This window comes from Kaistella antarctica, assembly GCF_900109615.1.
Lineage (GTDB): Bacteria > Bacteroidota > Bacteroidia > Flavobacteriales > Weeksellaceae > Kaistella > Kaistella antarctica.
The window spans coordinates 400,209-426,010 of the sequence record NZ_FOIX01000002.1 but is presented as its reverse complement, the minus strand read 5'-3'; the positions used below and the strand labels follow the sequence as shown (position 1 = coordinate 426,010).

The 25,802-nt window shown below is 35.4% G+C and carries 24 protein-coding genes; 10 read left to right on the top strand and 14 right to left on the bottom strand.

The window, feature by feature from the left end; genetic code table 11:
• Positions 1-28: 28 nt before the first annotated feature.
• Together BMX49_RS06595 and BMX49_RS06590 are read right to left on the bottom strand one after the other, a co-directional pair.
• Positions 29-802 (bottom strand): ParA family protein, encoded by a 774-nt coding sequence (locus BMX49_RS06595; protein WP_034716628.1) that lies wholly within the window; start codon positions 800-802, stop codon positions 29-31.
• A 170-nt stretch (positions 803-972) separates the two neighbouring features.
• On the bottom strand, positions 973-1,788 hold the full coding sequence (locus BMX49_RS06590) for an energy transducer TonB (protein ID WP_034716631.1): 816 nt from the start codon (positions 1,786-1,788) through the stop codon (positions 973-975).
• A 389-nt stretch (positions 1,789-2,177) separates the two neighbouring features.
• Between BMX49_RS06590 and BMX49_RS06585 the strand changes: the two genes are divergently transcribed.
• Genes BMX49_RS06585 through BMX49_RS06575 form a run of 3 tightly spaced genes read left to right on the top strand, consistent with a single transcriptional unit; the run spans position 2,178 to position 6,547 of the window.
• Positions 2,178-3,773 (top strand): hypothetical protein, encoded by a 1,596-nt coding sequence (locus BMX49_RS06585; protein WP_034716633.1) that lies wholly within the window; start codon positions 2,178-2,180, stop codon positions 3,771-3,773.
• Positions 3,774-3,832: 59 nt separating this feature from the next.
• Positions 3,833-5,704: a hypothetical protein gene (locus BMX49_RS06580; RefSeq protein ID WP_034716634.1), complete on the top strand. Its 1,872-nt coding sequence runs from the start codon at positions 3,833-3,835 to the stop codon at positions 5,702-5,704.
• 21 nt (positions 5,705-5,725) lie between these two features.
• Positions 5,726-6,547 carry an N-acetylmuramidase domain-containing protein gene (locus tag BMX49_RS06575; RefSeq protein WP_034716637.1) on the top strand — a complete coding sequence of 274 codons (822 nt, stop codon included), beginning with the start codon at positions 5,726-5,728 and terminating at the stop codon, positions 6,545-6,547.
• Positions 6,548-6,599: 52 nt separating this feature from the next.
• On the opposite strand, the gene BMX49_RS06570 is transcribed toward BMX49_RS06575, so the two are convergent.
• Entirely contained in the window at positions 6,600-7,886 is a 1,287-nt protein-coding gene (locus BMX49_RS06570) for an adenylosuccinate synthase (protein ID WP_034716639.1), read from the bottom strand.
• A gap of 154 nt (positions 7,887-8,040) precedes the next feature.
• Here BMX49_RS06570 and hpt point away from each other — a divergent pair, with 154 nt between their 5' ends.
• The 5 genes from hpt (at position 8,041) to BMX49_RS06545 (ending at position 12,291) form a co-directional block, all read left to right on the top strand.
• Complete coding sequence (gene hpt, locus BMX49_RS06565) at positions 8,041-8,598, top strand: hypoxanthine phosphoribosyltransferase (protein WP_034716642.1); 558 nt, start codon at positions 8,041-8,043, stop codon at positions 8,596-8,598.
• 22 nt (positions 8,599-8,620) lie between these two features.
• On the top strand, positions 8,621-9,199 hold the full coding sequence (locus BMX49_RS06560; protein ID WP_034716645.1) for an adenylate kinase: 579 nt from the start codon (positions 8,621-8,623) through the stop codon (positions 9,197-9,199).
• Positions 9,200-9,283: 84 nt separating this feature from the next.
• Complete coding sequence (gene obgE / locus BMX49_RS06555; protein WP_034716647.1) at positions 9,284-10,267, top strand: GTPase ObgE; 984 nt, start codon at positions 9,284-9,286, stop codon at positions 10,265-10,267.
• Between the two features lie 91 nt (positions 10,268-10,358).
• Positions 10,359-10,835 carry a DUF6438 domain-containing protein gene (locus BMX49_RS06550; RefSeq protein ID WP_034717429.1) on the top strand — a complete coding sequence of 159 codons (477 nt, stop codon included), beginning with the start codon at positions 10,359-10,361 and terminating at the stop codon, positions 10,833-10,835.
• A 202-nt stretch (positions 10,836-11,037) separates the two neighbouring features.
• Positions 11,038-12,291: a DEAD/DEAH box helicase gene (locus BMX49_RS06545; protein ID WP_034716650.1), complete on the top strand. Its 1,254-nt coding sequence runs from the start codon at positions 11,038-11,040 to the stop codon at positions 12,289-12,291.
• A 64-nt stretch (positions 12,292-12,355) separates the two neighbouring features.
• Here BMX49_RS06545 and BMX49_RS06540 read toward each other — a convergent pair whose 3' ends face one another.
• The 9 genes from BMX49_RS06540 to BMX49_RS06500 form a co-directional block, all read right to left on the bottom strand.
• Positions 12,356-13,477: a 1-acyl-sn-glycerol-3-phosphate acyltransferase gene (locus BMX49_RS06540; RefSeq protein ID WP_034716653.1), complete on the bottom strand. Its 1,122-nt coding sequence runs from the start codon at positions 13,475-13,477 to the stop codon at positions 12,356-12,358.
• A 9-nt stretch (positions 13,478-13,486) separates the two neighbouring features.
• On the bottom strand, positions 13,487-14,251 hold the full coding sequence (locus tag BMX49_RS06535; protein WP_034716656.1) for a TatD family hydrolase: 765 nt from the start codon (positions 14,249-14,251) through the stop codon (positions 13,487-13,489).
• 183 nt (positions 14,252-14,434) lie between these two features.
• Positions 14,435-15,385 (bottom strand): GSCFA domain-containing protein, encoded by a 951-nt coding sequence (locus BMX49_RS06530; RefSeq protein WP_034716658.1) that lies wholly within the window; start codon positions 15,383-15,385, stop codon positions 14,435-14,437.
• Between the two features lie 151 nt (positions 15,386-15,536).
• Positions 15,537-16,508 carry a polyprenyl synthetase family protein gene (locus tag BMX49_RS06525; RefSeq protein ID WP_034716660.1) on the bottom strand — a complete coding sequence of 324 codons (972 nt, stop codon included), beginning with the start codon at positions 16,506-16,508 and terminating at the stop codon, positions 15,537-15,539.
• A gap of 110 nt (positions 16,509-16,618) precedes the next feature.
• Entirely contained in the window at positions 16,619-17,761 is a 1,143-nt protein-coding gene (locus BMX49_RS06520) for an inorganic phosphate transporter (RefSeq protein ID WP_034716662.1), read from the bottom strand.
• 31 nt (positions 17,762-17,792) lie between these two features.
• Positions 17,793-18,431: a DUF47 domain-containing protein gene (locus tag BMX49_RS06515; protein ID WP_034716664.1), complete on the bottom strand. Its 639-nt coding sequence runs from the start codon at positions 18,429-18,431 to the stop codon at positions 17,793-17,795.
• 174 nt (positions 18,432-18,605) lie between these two features.
• The gene (locus BMX49_RS06510; RefSeq protein ID WP_034716666.1) at positions 18,606-18,887 is read right to left on the bottom strand and encodes a type II toxin-antitoxin system YoeB family toxin; all 282 of its coding nucleotides are present in this window, start codon (positions 18,885-18,887) and stop codon (positions 18,606-18,608) included.
• On the bottom strand, positions 18,872-19,084 hold the full coding sequence (locus BMX49_RS06505; protein ID WP_034717432.1) for a DUF2683 family protein: 213 nt from the start codon (positions 19,082-19,084) through the stop codon (positions 18,872-18,874). The genes BMX49_RS06510 and BMX49_RS06505 overlap by 16 nt, the downstream gene beginning before the upstream one ends.
• A gap of 167 nt (positions 19,085-19,251) precedes the next feature.
• Entirely contained in the window at positions 19,252-21,057 is a 1,806-nt protein-coding gene (locus tag BMX49_RS06500) for a DEAD/DEAH box helicase (RefSeq protein ID WP_034716668.1), read from the bottom strand.
• A gap of 146 nt (positions 21,058-21,203) precedes the next feature.
• Between BMX49_RS06500 and BMX49_RS06495 the strand changes: the two genes are divergently transcribed.
• Positions 21,204-21,869: a DUF2461 domain-containing protein gene (locus tag BMX49_RS06495; protein ID WP_034716670.1), complete on the top strand. Its 666-nt coding sequence runs from the start codon at positions 21,204-21,206 to the stop codon at positions 21,867-21,869.
• Here BMX49_RS06495 and BMX49_RS06490 read toward each other — a convergent pair.
• Complete coding sequence (locus BMX49_RS06490; protein WP_034716671.1) at positions 21,866-22,390, bottom strand: TlpA family protein disulfide reductase; 525 nt, start codon at positions 22,388-22,390, stop codon at positions 21,866-21,868. The genes BMX49_RS06495 and BMX49_RS06490 overlap by 4 nt on opposite strands.
• 1 nt (position 22,391) lies before the next feature.
• Positions 22,392-24,032, bottom strand: coding sequence for an alpha-amylase family glycosyl hydrolase (locus tag BMX49_RS06485; protein WP_034716672.1), 1,641 nt, complete (start codon positions 24,030-24,032; stop codon positions 22,392-22,394).
• Positions 24,033-24,322: 290 nt separating this feature from the next.
• Between BMX49_RS06485 and BMX49_RS06480 the strand changes: the two genes are divergently transcribed.
• Entirely contained in the window at positions 24,323-25,801 is a 1,479-nt protein-coding gene (locus tag BMX49_RS06480) for a lipopolysaccharide biosynthesis protein (RefSeq protein WP_034716674.1), read from the top strand.
• Position 25,802: the final 1 nt, after the last annotated feature.

The following is a 25,802-nucleotide window of genomic DNA, read 5'->3' as shown; positions in this document are numbered from 1 at the left end:
ATTTAAAAAAAACCTCTAAAATCATTTTCTAATTATTAATTAAATTTTCATTTTTCAGCAAAACTTCTTCTGCCAACTGAAGATACTGAATCGCTCCTTTGCTTTCGGCATCGTAGTTTAAGATGCTTTCACCAAAACTTGGTGCTTCACTTAAACGAACATTCCGGCTGATAATTGTTTCAAAAACCATTTCTGGGAAATGAAGATGAACTTCTTCTACCACTTGATTTGATAATCTTAAACGGGAATCGAACATGGTTAAAAGCAAACCTTCAATATCTAAATCTTTATTATGAATTTTTTGAACATTTTTAATGGTATTCAATAATTTACCTAAACCTTCCAAAGCGAAGTATTCACATTGAATCGGAATAATCACGGAGTCTGCGGCGGTTAAGGCATTAATGGTAATTAAACCTAAACTTGGTGCACAGTCAATAATGATGTAATCGTAATTATCTTTAATGGAAGCTAAGGCCTTTTTAAGCATATACTCCCGATTTTCACGATCAACCAATTCAATTTCGGCTGCGACCAAATCGATATGCGACGGAATAATGTCTAAATTCGGAGACGCCGTTTTCTGAATACATTGCTCCACTGCTATGCTATGTTCTAACAAGTGATAGGTAGAATAAGTCGCATCCTCAATTCCTAAACCCGAAGTTGCATTAGCCTGCGGATCTGCATCAATTAAAAGAATCTTTTTTTCCAAAACTCCCAGTGCAGCAGCGAGGTTTACGGCAGTAGTCGTTTTACCTACGCCCCCTTTTTGATTTGCAACTCCTATGATTTTACCCATTATATAAAATTTAATCTCCAAAAATACACTTTTTTCTGATTTTTAAAGGATCTCTAATCTCATAATTAAAGTTAAAGAATTAGCTATCATTGGATTAAGCCCAAAAAAAATTATCCACAAAACAAGGTTTTTTGTGGATAACTAGAATTACCGAAATATAAATGATGGTATCACTCAAATTGCATTGAAATTGGAAACTTGAAATAGCTTCTTACATTCTGACCGTTCAGTTTTGCCGGCGCCCATTTACCTTTTACAGATTTTATGGTTTTTATTGCTTCTTTGTTAAAATCAGCGTTCGGTCCAGTAGCTTTTACTTCGCTGATAGAGCCATCTCGTTCAACGATGAACACGACAGTTGTTTTCGCAACTTCGCCACTTCCTTCCATGATCGAAGTATCAAACTGATTCACCACTTTGGTTCGGAAAGCATTGATTCCGCCCATAAAATTAGCTTGAACATCAACTTCTGTTTTTGGCGTGTTATCAACTGGAGCCGGTGGAGCAATAGTTACTGTTCCTGGACCAGTATTTACAACTGGCGGACTATATCTGATAACTGGTGGTTCACCCACGATATCGCGCGTTCCGATTACAGCATTGTCATAATCAGATTGTTTGGGCATCACTTTTTCGTTCTCTGTATTTTTTGTCGGAGTAGGAACTGTAGAGTCTAAGGTATTCACAGGGGTTTGAACTGGCGGAGCTGCTTGAATATCCTTCGGTGTCTTCTCTGTTCTTTCAACATCTTTCATAATTATTGTTGGCGGGACTTCAGTGATAATTATTTTTTCAGTTGAATGAAACGCATTGATGATTAATGGCGTAACCGCGATCATCGCAAAAACACCAATTCCAAGAAACATTGCTTTTGTTAAAATATGGTCGGCTTGATGTCTCAGAGCATAAGCACCATAAGATTTGTTTCGATTTTCAAACAGAATTTCATCGAGCTGAAACTCGTTGTTTTGGAGTAAATTTTTCATCAGTAAACTTTTTTAGTTGGTTATTGTTTACCACAATTGAATTACAATTTAAATAAACATATTTATCAATAGATAAAAACTTATCAAATAACAAACCATTATAGTAACTATTTTTAAAATAAACTATTCAATTCATAACAAACTAATAAAACAGTTAAAAAGAATATTTCTTAAAATAGATCATTATTGAGGTTTTTTTCATTGCAAAAATTCAACGCTTATTTTGATCATAGGGTTTAATCACGGTTTTAAAATACCGCTAAAAGACGTTTTAAAATGGGTGAATACTACTGAAAGATAACCCGCCTCCCCTAGTAATTTTGCTGAAATAATTTAACAGGGAACGCTGAAAACTGAATAGAGTAAGCACAAAAATTAATAAAAGAACCATGCCCACACAACAAGATTTAACGAAAGATTTTATGGCCAAACTGATTGCAAAAGTCTATGACGAGTTAACGAACAAAAATCCAGAAAGTCTCGGACCCAACAATTTCATTGCGTTTGATCCCATAGGTAAAGTTTTAATGTCTAATTCTTTCGATTTTGCGATTAATGGAATATTCGGAATCCCACCAAAACCAAAAGCTATTTTGGACAAAGATGGAAATCAATTGCTCGACGCCAACGGAAAACCGCAGTTTAATATGGTAGAATATAGTGATATGGTTTCCTCCACCAAAAATGGAAACTATTTAAAAATGGAACAATTCGCTGTGATAACTGATGAGATTCATGATGGTGCTCCACCATTACTACCAGGCGGAAAAGGCAGAGCGATGGCGATTTTTAATCCAACGGGAAAGTCAGTATCCAAAGGTTATGGAGATTTGATGGATTGGTGTGAAGTTGCTGATTCCGAAATCGATCCTAAAATTGAAACAAAATTGGGGAAAATGCGAGATAAACTTTTTAAAGAAAAAATCCTCAAAAATCCAGAATTCGATCCTGATGAAATTGAAAGTGATACCAATTCTAAAAAAATTACGCAGACTTTTATTTCACCGATGTATAAAAAGTATCTGGAATACGCGATAAAATATGAAGAAGTGGTGGAAGCTAATAATGCAGTTCGGATTGCTGCTGACAATGGTGACTCTGATGCTTCTGCGCAAATCTCGATCGACGGAAAGAACATGAAAAAAAGAGAAGACATGGCGCTTAAAGCATGGGTTGCTCTAGGTTTTAAAGAAGCAGTAGAGAAAATACAAAATTACATCAGTGAGGTTGAGGCTAAAAGCATTTTAACGCTAAAGAAAAGACTGGAGAAAGAATATCGAAATAATCTGCGTACAAAAATTATAGATTACACCGATTATTCGGTCTCTTCACCAGTTCCGGCAGAAACCATAAAACTATCTGATGGCTGGACAACATTTGATTCTAAAAGTGTAGAAAGCATTAGCAATTATGATAAAAGTGCGCATGCTGCCTCAATAAAAGCCGGATTTAATGCGCTGTTTGTAAAAGGGAATGCTGGTTCTAATTTCACACGAGATAGCGTCAACTCCAGTTTTTCGATGGAAGATGTAAGTTTCAGTTTTAGAATCGGAAAAGTAGCTGTAGCGAGAGGGTGGATCAACCAAGGCTTTTTGGAATCTAAATATTGGAGATTCGCAGAAAACTCCCCTCAGAAAATCAACAAAGATATTCTCAGCGATGGTGCCGGCAAAGGCTTGATCTCATCGATCATCACAGAGTTAATTATGGTAAAAGATGTAAAGTTTAAGTTTAATAAAAAATCTTCGAGCTATCAACAAATCAAAACCCATTTCGATGCTGGCGGAGGTTTTAGTTTTGGACCCTTCTTTAATTCAAGTGCAAAATACTCTTATGACAATACGAGTGTAGATACGAAAGCTAATTTTGATGATGGCTTAATGAGCAGTCCCGACATTTCTATTATTGGCTATAAATGCAGAATCTTGCCTTTGTCTCCAGATACAGATAAGAGCATTAAAAAATTCGTAAGCGGAAAAGTATAATCTCAATCAATACGAGCAGAAATTAATTGATTTCTGCTGGTATTTTTAAAACTAAAAACATGAAATACTATATTGCCGTTTACCAAAAAATCAGGGATATCTATTTATCTCGAGGATCCATGGTCAATGATTTACCGATGATTTGTCCTTCCTTGCGAATGTATGAAAACGAAGATTTAGAGCTTCTAAGACCTTTGGCATTACTTGATGATCAACAGAAAAAAGTAGAATCAATTATCAAAAAACAGAACATTTCTTATGAGCTTAATTCCGTTCCGATTTCCAATTATTTTTGGGATTTAAATGCAAATACCGCTTTGTTTGATATCTATCGCGACATCTTACAATTTAGTAATGTTAAAGATTTTGAAGAAAGTTTCGATAAAGTATCCATCGAATCAAGTTCAGTTTTAAATGATTCCAAAAATGCCGATACCAAAGAATTTAAAAACTATAAAAAATATAGAACCAATTACGATGATGCATTGCAAAAAATCTCTGATCATCTATTGCTTTTTGATGATTTAGACTCAGATGACGAGAAAAACAACTGGCGTGATCAACTTTTAAGTTTGTCGAATCAAAAAGAATTAGCCTTGTCAGAATGGAAAGTTCGCGGTTCCAAAAATCTCATCGAGAAAGAGATTGTAAAAATAAATGCTAATTCAGATGCGGATCTATTTCTCGCCATGTCGCAAGAAGCAAAATTCACCTTTGACGCTGCAGAAAAAACAGATGTAGTAACGAATTCATCCATTCATGATATCAACTTTGTTCCTTACGACTTTATGGAAAATGAATCTGGGTGGAATAATTTAAAGCTGAGTAAACAGCAACTGGATGATTTATATCTGGTTGCGAAAAACTCTAATGAGAATTTACCCACTGAAATTTTATCAATCGACTATGACGAAAAAGGAGTTAGCGGAATTGAACTCGATTATAGTTTTGTGCATTTAAAGAGATCTTGGTTTAATAAAAACTTTATGCTTTCTAATTATTTCTCATGGAAAGAAACGAAACCAATCTCTGATGGACAAACCATTTCTGACAATTTCAGGTTGCCCGCAATTCCTAAAACAATGATGCTCATTAAAAATTTAAAAATTATTTTAGATCCTTCTGTAAGTGCCGGCGAAGTAAATGATCCTAATAAACTTATTTTTTTCGGTCCTATCGTGATGAAACAGCAGCTATTTGTTAATCAAAATAACAACGAAAAATTTCTAAAAGTGGTTACTGATAAGCGAACCGTGCAATCTGATCAGCTTTCTTATCTTTCGAAAAAAACCCTCCCTCAATTCATTAATTTAAATGAAAACAAGCGCCATCTCTTTGAGCGAACAAAACCAAAAGAAGGAGCAGTTATTTCATCAACCGTGGCGGTGGATCGCATGAAGATGGGGTCTATCTTAACTTCTACGCCAATCCTTACTACAATACGAACAGAAAGAACTCCCGTCAGTCATCCAATTCGTTCAGTTAATACAGCGACGCCGGTTGCACCTGCTACTACCAGACCGTTTTTAGTTGCAAATGTTAACTTAATTTCTTCATTATTTATTCCGATCAACTTGCCAGTGATTAGAAATGTTGCAACTATTAATTTTAGAATTATTGATACTAAAAATAACGCAGCCGTTTACAAATGCAGCATTTCAATCGTTGGTACTAATAGCAATAGTGAACTGAATCGGGTCTTTAACATTGAGACGAATGAGGATGGATTAATATCTCAAAACATTCCCGTTGGTGAGTACAAAATAAGCTTGAGAGCAGATGAATATGGCATCTTCGATACCAAAATCAGCATTCCAAATACGAACCCCCAAACCTTTGAATATAAACTCCAAAGACAAGAAATAAAATTCAAATCATTTTTTTTGATTGGAATGGTTTGCGAAAAAATGCCGAAAATCCCTTCTTCTTAAAAAATACTTAAACCTAAAAACATGACTACTTTAAAATATCGGGCAAAAGCTCCAGAAGTTTATACACTTTGCGAATTACTCTATAAAATTGGATACCCAGTTAAAATCTCCGACTCGTTCAGCGTTGAAGTTGACACTGCCGTAAAAGATTTTCAGAAAAAAAACAATTTAGTAAGTGACGGAATCGTCGGGATGAAAACTTGGCAAGTTTTATTTGAGAAAAAGAAAGAGATATTTTCTACCAATGATTTGTTTTTGAGCGAACAAGATTTAAAATCGTTTGCACAACATTATAATCTTGAACTCGCCGCAGTAAAGGCGGTTAATGAAGTAGAAAGTTCTGGCAAAGGATTTCTGCTGAATGGAAAACCTAAAATTCTCTTCGAAGGTCACGTTTTCTGGCAACAACTTTTAAAAAGAGGCATCAACCCAGAAAATATTTTAACTCCTGAAAACCGAAATGTTCTTTACCCAAAATGGACTAAATCTTTTTACCAAGGCGGTGTAAAAGAATACGACCGACTAAATGAAGCGATGGAAATTGGGAACAAAGCGGCAATTAAAGAAGCGGCCTTGGCCTCAGCATCTTGGGGAAGTTTTCAAATTATGGGTTATCATGCCCTCAGTTTAGGGTATTCTTCTGTGCAGGATTTTGTTGATAAAATGTATCTCAGTGAAGGCGAGCATTTAAAAGCTTTTGGAAAATTCTTAGAAGTCAATAACATCATGAATGATCTCCGCAAAAAGAACTGGCCAAAAGTGGCTGAGAAATACAATGGTAAAAGTTATCAACTCAATAAATACGACCAAAAACTTGAGAAAGCCTATTTAAAATATTCTTAGAAAAAAAATCAAAATAAAAGCTGTGAAATAATTTTCACAGCTTTTTGATTTTTTAGAATAATTCTTTTCGAATAATATTCTGTGTTCTTTCCGGACCAACCGAAACGAGATAAACATTAATTCCTAAATGCTTTTCAATAAACTCAATATATTTCTTCGCGTTATCTGGAAGTTCGTCATAAGTTCTTGCGTTGGTAATATCTTCGGTCCAACCTTCTAACTCTTCATACATCGGTTCGTAATTGTATAATTTCGTTGTTGATGAAGTGAAATAGTCGATGATTTTTCCGTCTTCTGTTTTATATTTTGTAGCAATTTTTAAAGTAGGCATTCCAGATAAAACATCAAGTTTAGTAATCACTAGATTGTTAATTCCATTAATCATGGTGGCGTGTTTTAATGAAACTAAATCCAGCCATCCACATCTTCTAGGTCTACCCGTTGTTGCACCGAATTCTCTACCTACTTTTCTCATTTCTTCCCCAATCTCATCGTTGAGTTCTGTAGGAAATGGTCCATTTCCAACTCTGGTTGTGTAAGCTTTCGCTACGCCGATTAAGTTTTCAAGACTTGTTGGGGGAACTCCAGCGCCAGAACAAACTCCGCCAGTTGTTGGTGAAGACGAGGTTACATAAGGATAGGTTCCGAAATCAATATCTAACATAGCAGCTTGCGCTCCTTCAAATAAAATATTTTTACCATCATGAACGGCTTGATTCAATTCCACTTCAGTATCGACAATTCTGTCTTTCAATGTTTCACCAAGTGCCAAAAACTCATTGTAAATTTCATCAAAATCTAATTTCGGTTTTTCAAAATATTTTTCGAAAAGGGAATTTTTAGTCTTTAAATTTTTCTTGATTTTCTCAGCCAGAACTTCAGGATTTAATAAATCCACCATGCGAATTCCGACTCTTGCAATCTTGTCTTCGTAACACGGTCCGATTCCTTTTTTGGTCGTTCCAATTTGCGTTCCTCCTTCTTCTTCTTCGCGATATGTATCGAGTAAAATATGATACGGCATAATGACATGAGCTCTTCTGCTAATAAAGACATGATCAGTCCGCATTCCTTTTTCTTCGATTTGTCCTATTTCTTTTAAGAATGCTTTCGGATTTACAACGACTCCATTTGCAATAATACACTTGCCTTTACACTGCAATACTCCCGATGGAAGCAAGTGCAAAACAAATTTTTCCTCACCAGCGTAAACGGTATGTCCTGCATTATCTCCACCTTGAAAGCGAACGACATAATCTGATTTCGCAGAAAGAACATCTGTAATTTTTCCCTTGCCTTCGTCGCCATATTGAAGACCAACTACAACGTAAGTTGCCATATTTTACTTTTTTTATTAGATTTCTACAAAAATAGTTTTAATAATAATCTTGAACAAAATTTAGACATGAAATATTCAGCACCGATATATATGGTCGGGATTAACCTTATTCACTTCCGAATTATTTCCTTAAATTTGCACTTTAGAAAAACATATGGAAATAGTTAAAATCCACGACAAAGAGTTCGTTCCTTATCTTAAAAACGACGAAATTCAAAAACTCATAAAAGATCTTGCTGAGAAAGTTTATGAGGATTACAAAGATGAAGTTCCTGTTTTCATAGGCGTCCTCAACGGTGTAATTATGTTTTTTTCTGATTTTTTAAAGCATTACCCAGGTCAATGTGAGATCGCCTTTATTCAAATGAGTTCTTATGTAGGAGGATTAGAATCTACTGGAATTGTCTATAAAAAAATGGACTTAACCAAAGAAGTGGAAGGTCGCCATATTATTTTAATGGAAGACATTGTAGATACGGGAAATACAATTGAAAGCATATTCGCTTATTTTAAAAATACCCAACGTCCAAAATCTTTGAAAGTTGCATCGCTGTTGTTAAAGCCAGATGTCTACAAAAAAGAATTTAAAATTGATTACGTCGCTAAAGAAATCCCTAACAAATTCGTTTTAGGATACGGTCTTGATTATGATGAGTTGGGAAGAAATCTACCAGATTTATATCAATTATCTGAAGGCAGAATCAATCACTAAAAATTAATCTGATAATAATATAATGATAAACATTGTTCTCTTCGGTCCTCCAGGAAGCGGAAAAGGTACGCAAGCGCAGAATTTAATTGAAAAATTTAATTTGAAACAAATTTCTACCGGTGACTTATTTCGGTTTAATATTAAAAACAACACTGAACTCGGCCAATTGGCAAAATCATTCATCGATAAAGGTGAATTGGTTCCCGACCAAGTAACCATCGATATGTTGACCGACGAATTGAAAAAACCATGTGAGGCGCAAGGATTTATTTTCGACGGATTTCCAAGAACTGCCACACAGACTGAAGCCTTAGAAAATATAGTCAAAGAAGTTTTGAACAGTGATATTAACGTTTGCCTTTCATTAATTGTTGAAGATACCGTTTTAGTAGAACGACTTTTGAAAAGAGGAGAAACAAGTGGCCGGACTGATGACTCTAACAAAGAAATTATCAGCAACAGAATTAAAGAGTATTACGCAAAGACCGCAGAGGTTGCCGAATTATATAAAAAACAAGGCAAGTATGTGGAAGTGAACGGAGTTGGAGCAATTGAAGAAATCTCTGCCAAACTATTTGCGGAAATAGAAAAAATAAAATAAAAACAGCTATTTCGAGAGCAGTAAAGCAATCTGTTGAATTGGGTTGCTTTTTCGTTTTCTCTCCTAATACCTAAGAAATACATTATGTCAAATTTCGTAGATTACGTAAGAATCCATTGTACAAGTGGTCATGGTGGCGCTGGATCAGCGCACCTTAACCGTGAAAAATATGTTCCCAAAGGTGGACCTGATGGTGGAGATGGTGGACGCGGTGGTCACATAATTTTAAAAGGAGATTCGCACGAGTGGACGCTGCTACCCTTGCGCTACACGCGACATGTGAAAGCAGACCGAGGTAAAAATGGAAGTAAAAACCAGTTAACCGGCGCTTATGGTGAAGATATTTATATTGAAGTTCCGTTGGGAACCATTGCTAAAAATGAAGAAGGAGAAATCGTTGCTGAAATTTTAGAGCATGGTCAAGAGATCATTCTAAAAAAAGGAGGTAAAGGCGGTAAAGGAAATGAGCATTTCAAATCCTCCACTAATCAAACGCCAAGATACGCACAACCAGGACTTCCAGGTGAAGAAGGCTATGTTACCTTTGAATTAAAACTTTTGGCAGATGTTGGTTTGGTAGGATTTCCAAACGCTGGAAAATCAACTTTATTGGCAGCCGTTTCAGCCGCGAAACCAAAGATTGCGAACTACGCTTTTACAACTTTGACACCCAATTTAGGAATTGTAGATTACCGGAATTATAAGTCATTTGTAATGGCAGATATTCCAGGAATCATTGAAGGTGCCGCAGAAGGAAAAGGTCTTGGACATCGATTTTTACGTCATATTGAAAGAAACTCAATTCTACTATTTTTAATCCCGGCAGATTCAGAAAGTCATTTTGAAGAGTTTAAAATTCTGGAAAACGAATTACAACAATACAATCCAGAGCTTTTAGATAAAGATTTTATAATTTCTGTTTCTAAAGCTGATTTGTTAGATGATGAATTGAAAGCGGAGATTGCAAAAGAATTCCCAGAAAACAAACAACCAATTTTCTTTTCAGCTGTTACCCAAGAAGGATTAATAGAATTGAAAGACGCGATTTGGAAACAATTACACGGATAATATTATTTGTCAATATTTAATTAAATAGATTTACTTTTAGTAAGTCTATTTTTTTGGAATAGTAGTTGAAATGACCTTTAAAAATAATCCTATGAAATATTTATTAAGTTTAATCGCCATTATGCTACTAATTAATTGCTCTACAAACAAAAATGCAGCGAAATATGACCTTATTGAATATGAAGCTGGCGCCTGTTACGGGTTCTGCCCTATTTTTAAAATGAAAATTAATAGTGATCGAACAGCAATTTTTGAAGCAGAACGATTTAATTTTTCTCAGGATAGAGATTCTCAAGAAAAGGAAGGGATTTTTAAAGGAACAATCACTGAGGAGCAGTACAATCGACTCGTTTCAATGTTAAACTCTTTAGAACCGAAAGATTTGAAAGATTATTATGGAAATGAAAACGTTTCCGATTTACCGACTTCGCATTTAACATTGAAGTTTCAGGATGGAACAATTAAAAAAATTGAAGATTACGGAAAACATGGAACACCTAATTTAGAGAAGGTCTATCAGTTTTTTGAAGATTTAAAAACCAATCAAGCTTGGACGAAAATTGAATAATTCATAAATATACATTACTAAAGATAATTAAACTATATTTGCAAAACGAAAACCCTTCTTATCAGAAGGTTTTTTTATGAACGTAGTCATTCTAGATGAATCCGCTTCCTGCGGAACTGAAAACTCAAAAAGTTTTTTACTTCATTTTCTTCGTTACATATATAGAATGACACGAGTTTCATTTTAATTAAAAACATTTCACTTGAATTTTACCGACTTAAACTTAATTGATCCTATCGCAAAAGCGCTTACGGAAGAGGGTTACACCCAACCAACACCTATTCAACAAAAATCGATTCCACATATCTTACAAGGCAGAGATTTATTAGGAACTGCCCAAACAGGAACCGGAAAAACGGCCGCCTTTGCAATTCCTATTTTGCAAAACTTAGCCCTGAAAAACCAAAAAAACAACCACATCAAAGTTTTGATTCTTACGCCTACGCGTGAATTAGCAATTCAAATTGATGAGAGTTTTAAATCGTACGGAAGACATTTAAAACTGAGACATCTCGTAGTTTTCGGTGGTGTAAAACAAGCTGCACAGGAAAACTCCCTCAGAAGAGGCGTTGATATTTTGGTAGCAACTCCAGGAAGATTATTGGATTTTATCTCCCAAGGAATTATTTCATTGAAGAATCTAGAAGTTTTCGTTTTAGACGAAGCCGACAGAATGCTCGATATGGGATTTGTACACGATGTAAAGAGAATCATCAAATTACTACCCGCAAAAAGACAAACATTATTCTTCTCGGCTACGTTCCCAGAAGAAATTAATAAGCTGGCCAGTTCAATGCTTACCAACCCAATTCAGGTTGAAGTAGCGCCTGTTTCTGCAACGGCTGATACCATTCAACAGAAAGTATATTTCGTTGATAAAGACAACAAACTCGATTTGTTGACGCACATTCTACAGCAAGATATTAAGGAATCTGTTTTGGTATTCTCGAGAACCAAGCACGGCGCTGACAAAATCGCCCGTAAATTGCAAAGTCATAAAATTTCTGCAGAAGCGATTCACGGAAATAAGTCTCAAAATCAAAGACAGAACGCTTTAACAAATTTTAAATCTGGAAAAACAAGAATCTTGGTTGCGACTGATATTGCGGCCAGAGGAATCGATATCGATGAATTAAAATACGTAGTGAATTTCGAATTATCTGATGTTTCTGAAACGTACGTTCACCGAATCGGTAGAACTGGAAGAGCAGGTTCAGAAGGAAGTTCAATCTCTTTCGTTGATGGTTTAGATTTGCTGAATCTGAAAAATACCGAGAAATTAATTGGTAAAAAAATTCCAGTTGAAAAAGAACATCCTTTCCATACTGAAAATTTAGTTGCGGAGAAAAGAGATTCTAATAACAAGCCTTTCAGACCAAGACCGCCGCAAGGAAATTCAAGCAGCAGTCATAGTAAGAAGCCTAACAATAAGAGTAATTTTTCGAGAGGAAAATAGCTTGTCACTAAATAACATTTGCCACGAACTCACGAATTAATCATTTTTGAAGTCGTGGCATTTTTTATAGATTTCGTTTGTTAAAAACAGGATTTGCATACATTTCCAAAAGCGCTTGATTCATACATTGATTATTTTTAACAATGCTTAAATTCATCCTTTTGATAAAGAATTGCTTTTCCTTTTCAGTATAATATTTCGAATACAGGGAGCTATTTTTCAGTAAATCTGCAGCAATGTAATTACTTGGCCAAAGTTTGTAACCCTCGACAATTTTTTTCGTTAAAACCTCTGCGACCTTCTGTATTTGCTTATTAGAATTGGAAACCGAGTTTTCAATATCCGTATAAATTTCATCTTCTATCTTGCCAAAATGTAAGTGGATCCTTTTCTTTTGGCCAGAAACTCCCGTCATAATATTAAGCAAATCTTCGTTCTTGTGCTTTTCTTGATTAAGATCATCTGCGCACATTTTTTCAACTTTCAATTTATCGGTTGGGTCTAATTCATACGAAATAGAAACAGGAACTACTTTTAATTTTTTAAAATATTGACAAGGTTTACATTGCGCATCGAACATAGAAATCATTTTCAAAACGGCAGCTTGGGTGAAATCATTACCATCTTTAGCACGACCTTCCCGCTGCGCAATCCATACCGAGCGATTTTCACTGGTTAATAACTGGAAAATATATTCAGATAAAAGTTTGCTATTTTCTAAAAGTTCTCGTGGCGTGGCACTCCGTTTTACAAAAAAATTCCGGTTTAGTTTTGCCAAAATAAGGTATAAATCCCTTTGCACCAAATTATCTCCGATGACCGATGCTGTAAGGTTTAATCCTTTCTCTACCAAAGCAAAATTTAACAAACTGGTGTCTAAAAGAATATCTCGGTGATTGGAAATAAAAAGATAAGATTCCGTTTTATTCAAATTTTCTGCGCCGGAAATAGTAAATCCGTCAGAACTTGCTTTCAAAACATTCTTGATACTTGGGTAAATAATGACTTTCTGAAAATCTTCGATAGAATGGATATCGCCCACAATTTGCGGTATTTCTTCATCTGAAATATTGGGAAGACTGTAATTCAGAAGAAGCTTCATCATTGGATGGCGCATGATAAAGCGTATGGCAGGATTCACTTCTTCGGGATGATAAAATCTTATGCTGTCGAATTTCTCTTTCATGATCTTTCTTTACCTATTAAAAATCCGATTTGCGTTAGCTGTAGTAATCCTATCGATTTCGGAATAGTCTTTGTTATAGATATTCACAAGTTTCCCAACAACCAAATTCAGATAAGAACTTTCGTTTCTTTTTCCGCGATGTGGAACGGGTGCGAGATAAGGAGAGTCGGTTTCTAAGACAATTTTATCTAAAGGAATTTCGTTTAAGAATTGATCGATTTTTCCATTTTTAAAGGTAACTACTCCACCGATTCCTAAAATAAAATTTAAATCGATGGCTCGTTTCGCCTGGTCTAAATCACCAGAAAAACAATGAAAAATTCCGCGTAATTTCGGATGTTTTTTTCGATCTAAAACCTCGAAAACTTCATCAAAACTTTCTCTAGTATGAATTACAATGGGCAAGTCTCTTTCAATTGCCCAATCAATCTGCTGTTCAAAAGCTTTAACCTGAATATTCAAAGTGGTTTTGTCCCAATGCAAATCAATACCGATTTCGCCGATGGCGGCAAAGGATCTTTGGTTTAAATGATCTTCGACCAATTTCAATTCCAATTCCCACGTTTCTGGCTTTACGTAACAAGGATGAAGGCCCATCATGGAAATAATCTGCGCTGGATATTCACTTTCCAAGGCGAGCATTTTTTCATGCGTTTCAGAATTGATGGCTGGAAGATAGAATTTAGAAACTCCTTTTGAAATAGCTCTCTGGATCATTTCTTTGCGGTCTTCGTCAAATTCTTCTGAATATAAATGAGTATGTGTATCGATCATTTTAATTGATGGTTGATGGTTGATGGTTGATGGTTCATTGCTACAAGTAATAACAGATTTTTGAAGTTAAAACTGCATTGCAGCCCAGCTTGAGTGGAGCTCTTTTTTATTGGTGGCTGAGCTTGTCGAAGCCACCAATAAAAAAAGCGGGAACGGAAGCTGGAAATAGCTGCCCAAATTATTTTAAAAAATATGATGCTTCACTTTGGATTGCTGCACCGAAATTCTCTCTTTTAACTTTTCCAGAAACTGCTGGTATTTTGGATCGGTCTCATCAGCGGTTTTATGGTCTAATGATTTCGCTATTTTAAAATTTTCTTCAATAAAATCCATGGTTTCATCTGAAAAATAAGCATTCCCAAATTTTTCCCAGATATAATTAATCGCCTGACTGTTGGGATGAATTAAATCTTCTTTGTAAAACCGATAATCCCGCAGATCATCCATCAATATTTCATACACGGGCAAATAATGACAGTTTTCAAATTGCGGTAAAATTTCGTGAATTGCCGTAATCAGCTTCGATTTGCTCAGATTATTTTCGACCATTCCATCTTTGGTATGACGTACTGGCGAAACGGTGAACAAAATCTGAACGTCGGCTTTGGCAATATCTTTAAGGTTAACGATGGTTTCGTAAATGGAATCCGTTAATTCTAAATTGGTCAATAATCTTTTTTCAAAATATTTACCCGGAATTTTGTGACAGTTTGAAACCAGTTTTTTCTTCGGCAAAAATTCATATACATAAGAAGTTCCGTACGTAATCAAAATCAAATTGGTTTTTTGCAAAAACTGATTTCCTTTTTCAATTTGGAAATTAATTTTATCTAAAGTCTGATGAACAAAACGGGTCGTAAAGGAAGTGTGATGATCCAATGAAATCACTTCGTCATTAAAACTAATCAAATCTCCCTCTCCGTAAAAGTCTGCATCATGAAGTTTTTTGACGGCAGCATTGATGGAAAACGGATTAAATAAAGTTCCAAAGGGATTATTAAAAGTTTGTAACTGCCCATTTTGAAGCAGGGCCGTCATCTCCGTTGCGAAACAAGAGCCGATGGAAAAGATGCGATCTTCTACTTCAATTTTCTTCTCGGAATTTGGGATTTTGACTTCAGTTCTAAATTTCATTGGTGGTATGAAGATGAGATGATTTGGTGATTTGGTGATGTGACAATTAGATGATTTTTTGATGTAGAAATTGAGTGCTTAATTAAGCAACATGTTTTCAACAGCGACTTTCATTTCGTCACATCGTCACCTCAATTAATTCGCACATCTACTAGCTTTCTCTTCTTAACAAGTAGTTTGCTAATTCGATAAATGGTTTTTTCTTCTCGTCGGACACGCTTACTTTATTTAAATATTGTTGCGCTAAATCATTATGTTCCTGAATTAAATGCAATGTTTTTTCATCGACTCTGGTGCGACGGAAAATCTTTTCAACACTGTACACTTTATCCACGTTATCGGTTTTTTTGGAATACCAGAAATCAAGTTCTTTTTGCTCTTCCTCAGTTCCGTGCTCTTTGGCTAAAAGATAGAGAACCGTTTTCTTGTTTTCATATATATCTCCAGCATGTTTTTTACCAAACTGCTCTTGATTTCCAAAGACATCTAAATAATCATCCATTATCTGGAAAGCGATTCCGACGTGTTTTCCGAAATTAAAAATGGCTTTGGCATCTTTAAAATCAGCACCGGCGATGAGCGCACCAATCTCAAAAGAAGAGGCACTCAAAATTCCAGTTTTGTAGGTGATCATTCGGATATAATCATTGAAAGTAACTTCATCCTGTGTCTCGAAATTGATGTCATACTGCTGTCCTTCACAAAGCAACAAGCCCGTATGAATGAAAACGCGCATGCACGCTTTGTATAAATTTGGTTCTAAATCTTCAAAGAACTTGATGGCTTTAAACATGAGTGCATCGCCAGAAAGAATTCCGGTATTGATTCCATGTAGGGTATGAATCGTAGCTTTCCCACGGCGAAGTGGTGCCTCATCCATAATATCATCATGAATAAGCGTAAAATTATGGAAAAATTCGATTGCTAAGGCAGGCTTTAAAGCTTTTTGTAAATCTCCATCAAACATTTCACAAGCCATCAAAACCATCATCGGACGAAGTCTTTTTCCACCATGTGAAATAATATAATTCATCGGCGCATACAATTCCTCCGGTTTATCTTTGAAAATATATTTATCGATTGCGGTGGCAACCATGTCCTGATACTCATCTAAAAACTGCATAAATTTCTTGTTTGTGCAAAAATACGATTTAAAATAATTCTTTTCCTATTATAAGTCTTACAAAAAAAGCCACTTCTCTCGAAGTGGCTTTTCTAATTTATTTAATAAGACTATCTTAAAAACACCACCAATAAATAAGTTACCCCTGCCACAAAAGCAGAAATTGGTATGGTTAAAATCCAGGCCCATAAGAGGCTGATGGTGATTCCCCATCGTACGGCAGAAACTCTTTTGGTAACGCCTACTCCAATGATTGCACCAGTAATGGTGTGCGTGGTAGAAACAGGAATACCGAAATGTTCTGAGATGAAAAGGGTTATGGCCCCCGAAGTTTCCGCGGCAACGCCTTCTAAGGGAGTTACTTTGGTGATTCTCGTTCCCATAGTTTTTACGATTTTCCAACCACCGCTTAATGTTCCTAGTGAAATCATTAGGAATGAAACAAAAGGTACCCAGAAATAGTGATCTACAAAGTAATTAAACTGATGCGAACTGTCTAAAGTAAGATATGCAGGATCCTGCAAAGTTTTGGTATGGTGAAAAATAACAGCTGCACCGATGATTCCCATCACTTTTTGCGCATCGTTCAAACCATGTCCTAAACTGAATAAGGCGGAAGAAAACAATTGTAATTTCTTAAAAACATTATCCGCTTTTCTGGGACTTGTTTTTTTGGATACATTAACAATGAACAAAGTGATGATAATCGAGATCACTGATCCAATTAAAGGGGCCATGAAAATAAATAGAAATATTGGAACCACCTTCTCATATTTAACTACGTTTTGGGTAAAGAGTTGCTTGAAGGCGAGACTCAATTTATCGATTGTAGACAAATCTGGCTGCGCTACTGCCACTACATGATAGTCTTGGACCAAGGCATACATTAAGGCTGCACCCAAAAACCCACCAATCAGAGTGTGCGAGGAAGACGAAGGAATCCCAAACCACCAGGTTAATAAATTCCAAGCAATGGCAGCGATTAAGCCGGCAAAAATCACTTCCAAGTTGATAAAGTCAACATTGACGGATTTGGCTATCGTATTACCAATCTTAAATTCCCCAATGACATAAGCTGCTATAAAGAACGCCGCAAAATTCCAGACTGCAGCCCAAACTACGGCTTGAAATGGAGTAAGAACTTTTGTTGAAACAATAGTCGCAATTGAATTTGCGGCATCGTGAAACCCATTGATATAGTCAAAAATTAAGGCTAGAACAATGATGATGATGAGTAGAATTGGTAAATCCATTCTGATCTTTTATACTAAATTAGGGAATAGATTAAGCGTATTTAATTAAAATACTGTCAATAGTGTTGGCCACATCTTCTGCCTTATCGGTAACAGTTTCTAAATATTCTAAAACTGATTTTACTTTAATGATTAAAAGTGCATCATTGGTTTCAAATAATTTTACAATCGCCTGACTTAAAACATCATCAGCAATATTTTCAAAGGAGTTGATCTTGATACAAGATTCTTTCACCGCTTTCGGATCTTTGAAGCCATTTAGGTTTTTCAAAGCCAATTGAACTTCGATACAAGATTTATAAATTAACAAGGTGAATTCGGTATAAGCAGGATCAAGTGGTGCTTTGTACAAATAGATGTATTTCGCAGAGGCGTACATAAAGTCAGCAATATCATCTAAACCGCTCGCCAAGTGACTAATGTCTTCCCGATCAAATGGGGTAATAAAGTTTTCTCCTAACTGTACAAAAATCTCGTGAGTTAGATCATCCATACGGTGCTCGTAATCACTCATGTGCTGCAACATGGTATCGTCATTGATATCAAAATCTAGCAAGCTTTCGTGAAACTCTTTTGACATCGCTACAAGTTCTTCTGCAACTTTTTCAAACAGTACAAAAAACACTTTGTCTTTCGGCTGGAAGATTTTAAAAATATTTCCGATTCCCATTTTTGTTCATTTTTTAATTAGTCTTGCAAATTTCCGAAAAAGAGTGATAGGTTTCTCGTTTTCGTGTTAAGTTTTATTAACATTGTAAGATAGTTGCTAACAAAAAATCCCATCAATATTGATGGAACTCGTTTATCTCAAGAAAGTGGTTAAAAAATCATTAACAGATTTAAATCATCGATCATCATAATGACCTAATGACTGAATTACAATAACTAACAAATCTTTTTCGAAAATCTCATACACCAATCTGTCTTTTTTATTGACTTCCCTACTCCACACTTCTCCGTCATAATAGCGTAATTTTTCAGGTGAACCTGTTCCAGTTTTTGGATGAATTTCTAATTCAAGGAGTAGAATTTCTAACTTTTTCATATCAAGTTTGCGACCTGATTTTTTTACTGCTTGTAAATCTCTTAGAGCTCTTTTCGAAAGCTGAATTATATACTTTCCCATAGATGATGTGGATCAACTGTGACCAATTCTCCTTTTTCCATTTCCTCACGAGCTTTTTCAATCTTCAAAGCCAAAACGTCTTTCACCTCTAGCTTGGAAGACTTTTCGATTTTGTATTTTATTTTCATTTCCTGCAGCAATTCTTTTACTAATGACAGTTGTTTTTCATTTTCAGGAATTACGATGAGATTTTCCATTTTATTATTTTTATCAAAGTTATGCAAAATATTGAAATTCATCAATCTATCTCCTGTAATGTTAAATATATACATCTTAGCGTACATTGTCTAAAATAAATGATTTTATAACAAAAAATCCCACTAAAAAAGTGGGATTGTATAAATGAGATATGAATTTGAAAAAATTAGTTAGATTCTTCAGCTCTCATGTCTTTACCTTTAAATTTCTGAGTTTCTAATCCTTTAAGAACTTCGTCTTTAAATGATTTTTCCACTTCAAAGAAAGAGAATTTTTCTAAAATCTCGATATTACCGATATCTGGTCTTTTTCTAGATTTTTCAGTTGATTTGTTGATGATTTCCAACATGTCAATTTTTTTCAAATTGTCTCTTTTTCCTAAATTAAAGAAAAATCGAACCATGTCTTCACTATTTCTTCTTGGTTTTCTATCTCTAGATTCACCTCTGTTTCCACCATCTCTATCTCTAGAATCACGGTTTCCACCGTCACGTCCGAAATCACGGCTTCCACCATCGCGGTTATTGCTGAATCGGTTTCCGCCGTCTCTGCTTCCGCTATCTCTTCGGTCGCCTCTATCGCGGTCTCTCCCTCTACCATCGCGGTCTCTGCCACGATCTCTACCTCGGTCGCCTCCTCTATCTTCGCTGAATTTTTGATCAACCAAATCGTCTTTATCTTTATAATAAAGCGCCATGTCTCTCAACTGCAATTGTAGCATTTGGTGAACCAATTCTTCTTTGGTAAAAGCGGATAAATCGGGAATCAACTCATCGTCGAATTCAACAAGATTTTCATGTTCCGTAAATAATTTTTCAAAAACACCAGCAACCTGAGCTTCGATAATTACTTTTCCAGTTGGAATTTTCTTCTCTACGATTTCAATCTTAGTAGATTGTTTAATCTGCTTTAATTTTCTTGATTCTTCAGGTTTAATTAAAGAAATTGAAATCCCATCTTTCCCAGCACGACCTGTACGACCACTACGGTGAACAAATACTTCTGGATCATCTGGTAAAGAGAAGTGAATAACGTGTGTTAATGAATCAACATCTAAACCTCTCGCCGCAACATCAGTCGCAACTAAAATATCGATATTTTTCAAACGGAATTTTTTCATCACCGTATCACGTTGTGCCTGCGATAAATCACCGTGAAGTGCATCAGCAGCATAACCATTTTGCATCAAAAAGTCTGCGACTTCCTGAGTTTCCATACGGGTACGACAGAAAAGAATCGAGTATTGATTTGGATTTGCATCAATCAATCTTTTCAAAGCTTCTTTTTTGTTTCTGTAACCAACCACGTAATATTCGTGCTTGATATTTTTCTTAACCTCATTTAAAGAACCAACCACAATACGGTGCGGGTTCGTTAAATAATTTTTAGAAATTCGTTCAACCTCTTTATTCATCGTCGCCGAGAACAAAAGAGTTTGTTTCGTTTCTGGAGTTTCACGTAGAATTGTTGCCAAATCTTCTTTGAAACCCATTGATAACATTTCATCAGCTTCATCAAGAATTAACCACTGAATTGCCGAAAAGTCAAGGACCTTTCTGTTAATCAAGTCAATAACCCTTCCTGGAGTTCCCACAATAATTTGTGGTTTCTCGCGAAGAGATCTGATTTGGTCAGTAATACTGCTACCACCATAAACCGCTGTAGTTTTGATGTTTTTCAAGTATTTCGAGTAATTGATAATGTCTTTGGTAATTTGCAAACAAAGTTCTCTGGTTGGACAAAGCACCAATAATTGGATTTTGCGACTCCCGTCGTCAATCATATCCAAAATCGGAAGCGTAAACGCTGCTGTTTTGCCTGTCCCCGTCTGCGCAAGTGCGATTAGATCGCGTGTATCTGTAGAGATAAAAGGAATAGTCTGTTTTTGGATTTCTGTTGGGCTTACAAAGCCCAGTTCGCCAACTGCCTGTAAAACTTCAGGGCTTAGATTGGTCTCCGTAAATAAATTCATGTAAAAGATCGTCTATAAATTGGGTGCAAAGATACGTTTTTGTTTTTGATAATTATAAGGGCTGTTTATTAAATTAATGTTAATAATGAAAGGGTGCGTTTTTAAGTTGTTTTTATTTTTTTTAAATTTGACTAAATTCCACAAAAATGACTTCATCAATTCATCCCTCTACCCTTCAATTTCTAAAAACCTTAGAGAAAAACAATAACCGAGAATGGTTTAATGAAAATAAAGATCTTTACTTGGCAGGAAAAGATGACGTAGAACTATTCATCGAAAGTTTAATTCAGGAGATTTCAGCATTTGATGAAGAGATTTTAAAGATTGATCCCAAGAAAGCGATCTTCAGAATTTATCGAGATATTCGGTTTTCTAAAAATAAAACACCTTACAAAAAACATTTCGGTGCAAGTTTAGGAATGAAGAAAGGCAAGAAAACATCTGGCTACTATTTACATATCGAACCTGGAAAATCATTTGTGGCAGGTGGAATTTATCAGCCTGAACCCGCAGATCTAAAAGAAATTAGAAAAGAAATAGCCGCGAGTGGTGAAGATTTTCTGAAAATTTTAAATCAAAAAGATTTTAGAAATTATTTTCGTGGCTTGAGTGTAGAGCATAAATTGCAAAGAGTTCCGACCGGTTACGACAAAGAACATCCAATGGCAGAATATCTTAAACTAAAAAGTTTTACGGTGAGTCATCCGATTTCTGATGAACAGCTCCTGGATAAAAATGCCTCTAAAACTTTTGCAAAAATATTCAAAAGCATTAAACCTTTAAATGATTTTTTGGAATTGCCTTTTAGTTAAAGAGTTTTCAGCTTGAGTTCATTAATCGTCTTCTGAATCTCTGGATCACTAGGATGAATTGAATAATACTTAGCGATTTTTCCAGTCTGATCGATGACCATAAATCGCGGCACCCAGTTCAAATCAATGTAATTATTGAAACTATTTTTCCAGCCTTCATCAAACCAATAGTTTTCCTGATCGGTAATATTATATTTTGCCAAACCTCTTTTCCATTGTTCATATGATCGATCTAGAGAAAAATAAACGAAATCGAGTTCAGGATTTTTCTCCTTTAACTCTTTTGTAGCCGGAAGCGCCAAGATACAGTCTTGGCACCAACTCGCCCAAAAATCAATGATAAGAATTCTGCCTTCATGTTTTTTAATCACCTCAGAAATAGAAAACTTCTTACCTTCTAGGGAAGTGATTTTTTGATTTAAAGCCTCATTTGAAAATTCTACTTTGTTGATTTCAGGAACCTTTTGAGAAAAAACTATTCCTGAAAATAAGGCTAAGACGAATATTGTAAACTTTCTCATTTTAATTTATTTTTTCTAAAAGAACAATGTTTGAATTCGAAGAAAAGGAAACCTTCCCCTTAATCACAGGCATTGTTGCTGCTGAGTAAAAATCTCTTACCTGATCTCCTTCCGCAAAAACTCCTGCTACATTCACTTCTTTCAATTTCTCCTTTATATCAAGGCCGATGATTACTTTATCGGTGAAATTTCCTTTCGTCAAAATTCTGGAAAAGTAATAAGGTTTGTTAGAAATCATTTGGTGAACTCCAGCCCCAACTGCGGGATGATTCGCTCTGAATTTTCCTAATTTCTGATAATGCGTAAGCAACTGTAAAGTGATTGGATTATTCTCTACCTCGCTCCAGTTCATATTTGAACGAAGATTAGCATCACCTTCTGCACCTGAAACTGTTAAAGTTCTTGCCGTTTCATCTCCATAATAAACCTGGGAAATTCCGGGCGATAATAGTAATTTAGTTCCTGCTTCGTAGGTTCTTTCTCGGTCTTTGTCAAATGGCGAACCATCATCATGGGAAGTCAAGTAATTCATCACCGTTTTGCCATTCAGATCAGAATTTAACTGGTTTGAATACTGAGAAAATAATTCTTCATATGATTTGTTGGCATCTCCTTTAAAATCAAAATTGATCAACGACTTAAATCCGTTCTGATAGTAATTCACTTTTCTATCACCAAAATCGTAATTCTGTTTTTGTGAAATTCCGTAGCCATAAACTTCGCCAACGGTGAAAAATAAATTATTGTCGAGTACTATAGTTGGATTGTTTCTTTTGTAAATATCAAAAGATTCCTGACATATTTTTTGGAAATCTTTCCAAACATCTTCATTGGTATGTTTAACCGTATCAACCCGATAACCGTCAATTCCGTACTCTTGGACATAATCGGCGAGCCATTTCATAATGTAATATTTCGGCGCACGAGGATAACCTGTTCTTGCAAAAAAGGCCTCGAGTGATTTCATTTCGACCTCATACTTTCCTTCCTTCTTCCACTTGTCAACAAGCATTTGTGGAAGTTCTGCCGCTTCATTTGATTCGGTTAGAATATCGGGAAGATTTGCTACCAAAGTACAAGCGGTCGTGTTTTGGTAATTTTGATAATTGCAAGTTGGAGAAGTCCGCACCCAGGAATTTGGGTAAACTGCATCCATTTCTGTAACTGGACCCGTATGATTAATGACTGCATCTAAAACAATACGGATTCCTTTTTTATGGGCTTTTTCCACCAATTCTTTGAGGTCGTTTTTTGTTCCGAAATTGGGATCGAGTGCCGTCCAGTCTTTGGTCCAATAACCATGAAAACCATAGGTATTTCCCGTTCCTTCATTGGTTGCACCGTGAATTTGCTCCACGACAGGCGTCATCCAAATCGCATTGATACCTAAATTAGAAAAATAATTATCGTCAATTTTCTGAATAACTCCTCTCAGATCGCCACCTTCGAAACCTCGTAGAACGGCCGCCTTCTCTGTTCTGTTAAAATTAATGTCATTTGCAGGATCACCATTTTTAAAGCGGTCGGTTAAAAGGAAATAAACATTGGCTCCTTCCCAAATGAAAGGTTTTTCTTGGGTATTTTTAACAGCAACGCAAGAAGTCAACAAACTGAAGCCGACGAGAAGAAGAATTTTTTTCATAATATTTAGATAAAATAATGAAGTCTAAATCTACTATATAGACGTTTTTTCATTAATTGTTAAATGTAAAACAAAACCTTCTTAACCTCAAACAATTTCGTTCTATGTCATCATTTTAACATTTATTTAACATATTTTACTATCTTTGCTTTCTTGAATTTGAAAATAAATTGGATGATTTAGAAATTTACTACCGAACTCTATTTTAAAACTATTTTCCATCATCATAAAAATATGGGTCAAAATTTCGTCCTCAAAAAATTCGTCAATTCCTTCAAAACCACTAAACAATGAGCGTTGTAGCACGTCAGGGTTTTAAATATTCTTTAATCGGATATTTCGGTTTTTTACTCGGAACCATTTCAGCGATCTTCATTTTCCCGTACGATATGGAGTTCTACGGAAAGTTACGCTACATTATGCCGACGGCCGAAATGCTTTTGCCCATCGTAGTTTTTGGACTTTCTTTTTCTAACGTTAAGTTTTTCCATCAAACCCAAAAAGATGGTAAGAATCAAAATTTCCTGTGGCTTTCTTTGGTTGGGATTTTATTTAATTTCCTATTATTCTGCGTTTTATTCTTTCTTTTCTTCCATTTTTTTCCTCAGTTTAAAAGTTTGCAGTTGTGGAAAATGAAACTTTTAATTCTACCATTAATTCTGGTAATGGGTCTATCGGCCATTTTTAATAAATACATATCTAACTTCAAAAGGATTGTTGTTCCCAACATTTTTGAGAATATCTTCCCGAAAATTGCAAATCTCGGCGCCTTCTCGCTCTTCTTCTTTTTAGGTGTTTCGGAAAAAGGGTCCTATGGATTTTTCCTGGGAATGTTTATTTTATCATTTGTCGGCTATATTTTTTACGCCAACAAGCTCGAAAAAATCAAACCCGATTTTAGTACCGATTATATCCGGACAGATCGGCTCTGGAAAGAAGTTCTTAACTACAGTTTCTACGGTTTTTTAGGAAATATTGGAAATTATATCGCCTTCAGAGTAGACAATTTTATGATTGGAGAGTTTTTGAATTTTGAGGAGAATGGGGTTTACAGCATCATCTTATCTATTCTCTCGTTCACGCTGATTCCACAAATGGGATTGTTCAATATATCTGCGCCGATTATCAACAAAACGATTGCTGAAGGAGAATTTGAAGAGCTCGACCGATTCCATAAAAAAACATCATTAACCTTATTTTTTCTGGGAGCAGTTCTTTTTTCGTGCATCTTAGTTGGCTTCCCCTATCTAACTACTTTCATCAAAAACGGCGAACAATTACGGCAAGCTGAACCTGTTGTTTGGATTCTAGGAATCGCCATGATTTTCGATTTAGCCACAGGATTTAATGGTCACATCATTTCACTCTCCAAACATTATCGATTCAACATTGTAATCATGCTGTTTTTAGCGATCACAACTATTGTACTCAACTATCTATTTTTAACAAAAACACAGTTTGGAATTATTGGAATTGCAATGGCCACAGCGATTTCGCTGACTTTATTCAATATGATTAAAATTTATTTTAATTACGTCAAGTTCAAGGTATTTCCATTGACAATCGAGATGATGTATGTTCTGATCATCTGCACATTGGCGATTACACTAGCGATTATGTTTCCAGTAACAAAAAGCAACTTGCTCAATCTCTTGTACAAACCAGGTTTTGTGCTACTCGTTATTTTCGGAGCCAATCATGTGATGAAAATTTTTCCAATTGAAAATTATTTGAATAAGAAATTCTTTAAAAGCCTCTTTAAATTTTAAA